At 61.3% G+C, this 4,664-nt stretch carries 4 protein-coding genes; all 4 read left to right on the top strand.

What is annotated here, in order from left to right; translation table 11 throughout:
- Positions 1–132: 132 nt before the first annotated feature.
- Positions 133–1,311 carry an MFS transporter gene (locus QMX86_RS27400; RefSeq protein ID WP_282387584.1) on the top strand — a complete coding sequence of 393 codons (1,179 nt, stop codon included), beginning with the start codon at positions 133–135 and terminating at the stop codon, positions 1,309–1,311.
- A 156-nt stretch (positions 1,312–1,467) separates the two neighbouring features.
- Entirely contained in the window at positions 1,468–2,154 is a 687-nt protein-coding gene (locus tag QMX86_RS27395) for an HPP family protein (protein WP_130930100.1), read from the top strand.
- A gap of 142 nt (positions 2,155–2,296) precedes the next feature.
- Positions 2,297–3,403 (top strand): enoyl-CoA hydratase/isomerase family protein, encoded by a 1,107-nt coding sequence (locus QMX86_RS27390; RefSeq protein WP_282387582.1) that lies wholly within the window; start codon positions 2,297–2,299, stop codon positions 3,401–3,403.
- 3 nt (positions 3,404–3,406) lie between these two features.
- Positions 3,407–4,558 (top strand): acyl-CoA dehydrogenase family protein, encoded by a 1,152-nt coding sequence (locus QMX86_RS27385; protein ID WP_041480377.1) that lies wholly within the window; start codon positions 3,407–3,409, stop codon positions 4,556–4,558.
- The last annotated feature ends 106 nt before the right edge of the window (positions 4,559–4,664 follow it).

Genomic DNA, 4,664 nt, shown 5'->3' with positions numbered 1-4,664 from the left:
CGATAGCGGTGTACCATTCGACACATTCAGAGACTGATCCACCGCAATCGCGAGCAGGCTCACTCCTACAAAGGGGCGATGGTGTGTCAGCTTTTTCGCCCCAGGCTTCCCGAATAAGGACATTCCCCCTCCGTGGCCATGTATTCGCCGTTCATTCGCCGGTTGATGATCAGCTCGCTGACCGTGGTCATCAGCCGCGCCCTGGTCAGTCCGTTGCTGACGCTGTTCCTCAGCAACAAGCTCGGGCTCGATCCGCAGGATGTCGGCTTGCTGCTGGGCATCGCCGTGTTCAGCGCCACGCTGCTGTCGCTGTACGGCGGCTACATCATCGACAAGCTGGACAAGCGCCAGTTGCTGATTGTCGCCATGCTCTCCAGCGGTATCGGCCTGATCCTGCTGACCTTCGCGCAGAATCTCTATCTGGTCACCCTGGTGCTGATCATCAGCGAAACCGCGTCGGCGCTGTTCCTGATCGGCTCCAAGGCGATCCTCAGTGAAAACCTGCCGGTGGGCCAGCGGGTCAAGGCGTTTTCCCTCAATTACACGCTGACCAATATCGGCTACGCCGTCGGCCCGATGATTGGCGTGGTGATTGCCGGGGTGCAGCCGTCCGCGCCGTTCATCGTTGCCGGCGCGATCGCCATTGGCAGTATTTTTCTGCTGCTCGGCGCGACCAGGGATGCCAGTCCGATAACTTCCGGCAGCGCGCCGCAAAGTTTCCTCAACACGCTGATGATCCTGAAAAACGACCGCACCATGGTGCTGTTCACCCTCGGTTGCCTGCTCAGCACATTGGTGCACGGGCGCTTTACGCTGTACCTGTCGCAATACCTGCTGGTCACCCACACCCAGCAACAGACCCTGGACACCATGGCCGCCCTGCTCGCCTGCAACGCAATCACGGTGATCCTCCTGCAATACCAGGTCGGTCGCTGGCTCAGCCGCGAACACCTGCGTCACTGGATTGCTGGCGGCACTGCGCTGTTCATCGTCGGGTTGATTGGCTTCAGTGTGGCGGACAGCCTGCTCGGCTGGTGCGTGGCGATGTTCATCTTCACTTTGGGCGAGATGATCATCTACCCCGCTGATTTCCTCTTCGTCGACACCCTCGCCCCGGAGACACTGCGCGGCAGCTACTACGGCGCGCAGAACCTGGCGGCACTCGGCGGCGGGGCGAGCCCGGTGCTGTGCGGGTTTCTGCTGATGCACACGCCGGCGCCGAGCATGTTCTACGCCCTGAGCGGCTTGGCGGCGCTGGGCGGTTATCTATGCTTCGTCAGCGCGCGGCGCACCCGTTCAATGCAAAAATAGTGCACTAAAACTGCATTTATATGAATTTGTCAGCATCGAGTTTGATCGGCAAACTACGCGCGTTCCTCCCCCAATGTTGGAACGCTTCGAGGGCTTTCCGGATATGCCGGACAAGTCCTTTTTTTTGCCCCGGATTTTGTAAAGGATCAGTTCTACATGCTTGCTCGCTGGTTGCCCGCTGCCATCAACACCCGCCCCACTGAATGGAGCCGTGCCGCGATCGGCATGGCCTTGGGCACGCTGTTCAGTGTGTGGATGTGCGCGCAGGTGTTCGGCCATGACGTTGCCTTTCACCTGGTCGGCCCGCTCGGCGCTTCGGCGGTGCTGCTGTTCGCCGTGTCCTCGGGCGCCCTCGCCCAGCCATGGTCGATTCTCGGCGGCTACCTGTGTGCTGGCGTGGTCGCCTTGCTGGTCGCCCATGTGCTTGGCCGCACGCTTGGCAGCGCCTGCCTTGCTGCCGGCATGGCGGTGATTCTGATGTGCTGGCTGCGTTGCCTGCATCCCCCGGCCGGCGCCCTGGCGTTGACGCTGGTGCTGGCCGACCCTGCGACCATCGCCATGGACTGGAAAGCCATGGAGCCGGTGATGCTCGGCGCCCTGTGCATGCTGGTCAGCGCGCTGGCCTATAACAACCTGACCCGCATCCGCTATCCGAAGCGCGCTGCTGACCCGGCACCGCCAGTGGTCCCGGTCGACCGCCAGGCAATTACCGTCGAAGACCTGAAACTGGCGCTGGCCGACATGGAAGCCTTCATCGACGTCACCCCCGAAGACCTCGAACGTCTGATCCACGCCAGCGAATTGCACGCCAAGCGCCGCAGCATCAGCGAAACCTTTCGATAGCCACGCAATTTCGAGGCATGTAAAAACGCAGATTCCCCCTGCACATATCCCCGTTGTACACGACAAATTTGCACTGTTACGATCCGCTAACGCCCGCGCGCGGGCTTTTCGAATAAAGACAATAAAAAGCAGGGAGTTACAGATGACAGCTCAGGCTTCATCCCGGCGGACCCCGTCCATGGATGCCTTACCAAACGACGTGCTGGCCGAGGTGCGCAACCATATCGGCCACCTGACCCTCAACCGCCCTGCGGGCCTCAATGCAATCACCCTGGACATGGTGCGTCTGCTGCAACAGCAGCTCGATGCCTGGGCGTCTGACGCCGATGTGCACGCCGTGGTATTGCGCGGTGCCGGCGAAAAGGCATTCTGCGCCGGCGGCGATATTCGTTCGCTGTACGACAGCTACAAGAGCGGCGACACGCTGCACGAAGATTTCTTCGTCGAGGAATACGCCCTCGACCTGACGATTCATCACTACCGCAAACCGGTGCTGGCCCTGATGGACGGTTTCGTCCTCGGCGGTGGCATGGGCCTGGTACAAGGCGCCGATCTGCGCGTGGTCACCGAGAAGAGCCGACTGGCGATGCCGGAAGTGGCCATCGGTTATTTCCCCGACGTCGGCGGCAGTTATTTCCTGCCACGCATTCCCGGTGAACTGGGGATTTATCTGGGCGTCAGCGGCGTGCAGATTCGCGCTGCCGATGCGCTGTACTGCGGCCTCGCCGACTGGTATCTGGACAGCAGCAAACTGGCCCTGCTCGACGAAAAACTCGATCAGATGGAGTGGCAGGACACGCCGCTGAAGTCGCTGCAGAACCTGCTGGCCAAGCACGCCGTGCAAACCCTGCCCGATGCGCCCCTCCAAGCGTTGCGCCCGGCCATCGACCACTTCTTCGCCCTGCCCGACGTGCCGAGCATGATCGAGCAACTGCGCGCCGTCACTGTCGCCGACAGCCATGAATGGGCGGTCACCACGGCGGATCTGCTGGAAACCCGCTCGCCGCTGGCCATGGCCGTGACCCTGGAAATGCTCCGTCGCGGCAGACATTTGAGTCTGGAGAATTGCTTTGCTCTGGAGCTGCATCTGGACCGCCAGTGGTTTGTCCGTGGCGACCTGATCGAAGGCGTGCGCGCCCTGCTGATCGACAAGGACAAGTCACCGCGCTGGAACCCGCCAACCGTCGCTGAGCTGGACGCTGCGCAGGTTGCGAGCTTCTTCCATGGTTTTGATGAGAGCGGGAGCTGAGTCATGCACGATCTCGAACTGACTGAAGAACAAGTGATGATCCGCGACATGGCCCGGGATTTTGCCCGTGGCGAAATCGCGCCCCACGCCCAGGCCTGGGAAAAGGCCGGCTGGATCGACGACGCGCTGGTGGCGAAGATGGGTGAACTGGGCTTGCTCGGCATGGTTGTGCCGGAAGAATGGGGCGGCACTTACGTCGATTACGTCGCCTATGCGCTGGCGGTTGAGGAAATCTCTGCCGGTGACGGCGCAACCGGCGCGTTCATGAGCATCCACAACTCGGTCGGCTGCGGCCCGGTGCTCAACTACGGCAGCGACGAACAGAAACAAACCTGGCTGGCTGATCTGGCCAGTGGGCAGACCATTGGTTGCTTCTGCCTGACCGAGCCCCAGGCCGGCTCCGAAGCGCACAACCTGCGCACCCGCGCCGAACTGCGCGACGGCCAATGGGTGATCAACGGCGCCAAGCAATTCGTCAGCAATGGAAAGCGGGCAAAACTGGCGATCGTCTTCGCGGTGACCGACCCGGATCTTGGCAAGAAAGGCCTTTCGGCGTTTCTGGTGCCGACCGACACACCGGGTTTCATCGTCGATCGCACCGAACACAAAATGGGCATCCGCGCCTCCGACACCTGCGCGGTGACATTGAACAACTGCAGCATCCCCGAGGCCAATCTGCTCGGCGAGCGCGGCAAAGGTCTGGCGATTGCCCTGTCCAACCTTGAAGGCGGACGCATTGGTATCGCGGCGCAAGCGTTGGGCATCGCCCGGGCGGCGTTTGAAGCGGCGTTGGCCTACTCGAAAGACCGGGTGCAATTCGACAAGCCGATCATCGAGCACCAGAGCATCGCCAATCTGCTGGCTGACATGCACATGCAGATCAACGCCGCGCGGTTGCTGATCCTGCATGCAGCGCGGCTGAGGACGGCGGGCAAACCATGCTTGTCCGAGGCTTCGCAGGCCAAGCTGTTCGCGTCGGAAATGGCCGAGAAGGTCTGTTCGTCGGCGATCCAGATCCATGGCGGCTATGGCTATCTGGAGGATTACCCGGTCGAGAAGTACTACCGCGACGCGCGGATTACTCAGATCTATGAAGGGTCGAGCGAGATACAGCGGATGGTGATTGCGCGGGATTTGAAGAACTATCAGCTGTAAAAGCTTCGCGAGCAGGCTCGCTCCCACATTGGACGGTGCAGATCCTGTGGGAGCGAGCCTGCTCGCGAAAGCGTCAGCTTAGGCACCTCATCTATTTGCCTTGGAA

It is taken from the genome of Pseudomonas sp. PS01270 (assembly GCF_029959775.1).
GTDB lineage: Bacteria > Pseudomonadota > Gammaproteobacteria > Pseudomonadales > Pseudomonadaceae > Aquipseudomonas > Aquipseudomonas atacamensis.
Note: the sequence above shows the minus strand (reverse complement) of the source record. Positions and strands in the feature narration are given on the sequence as shown.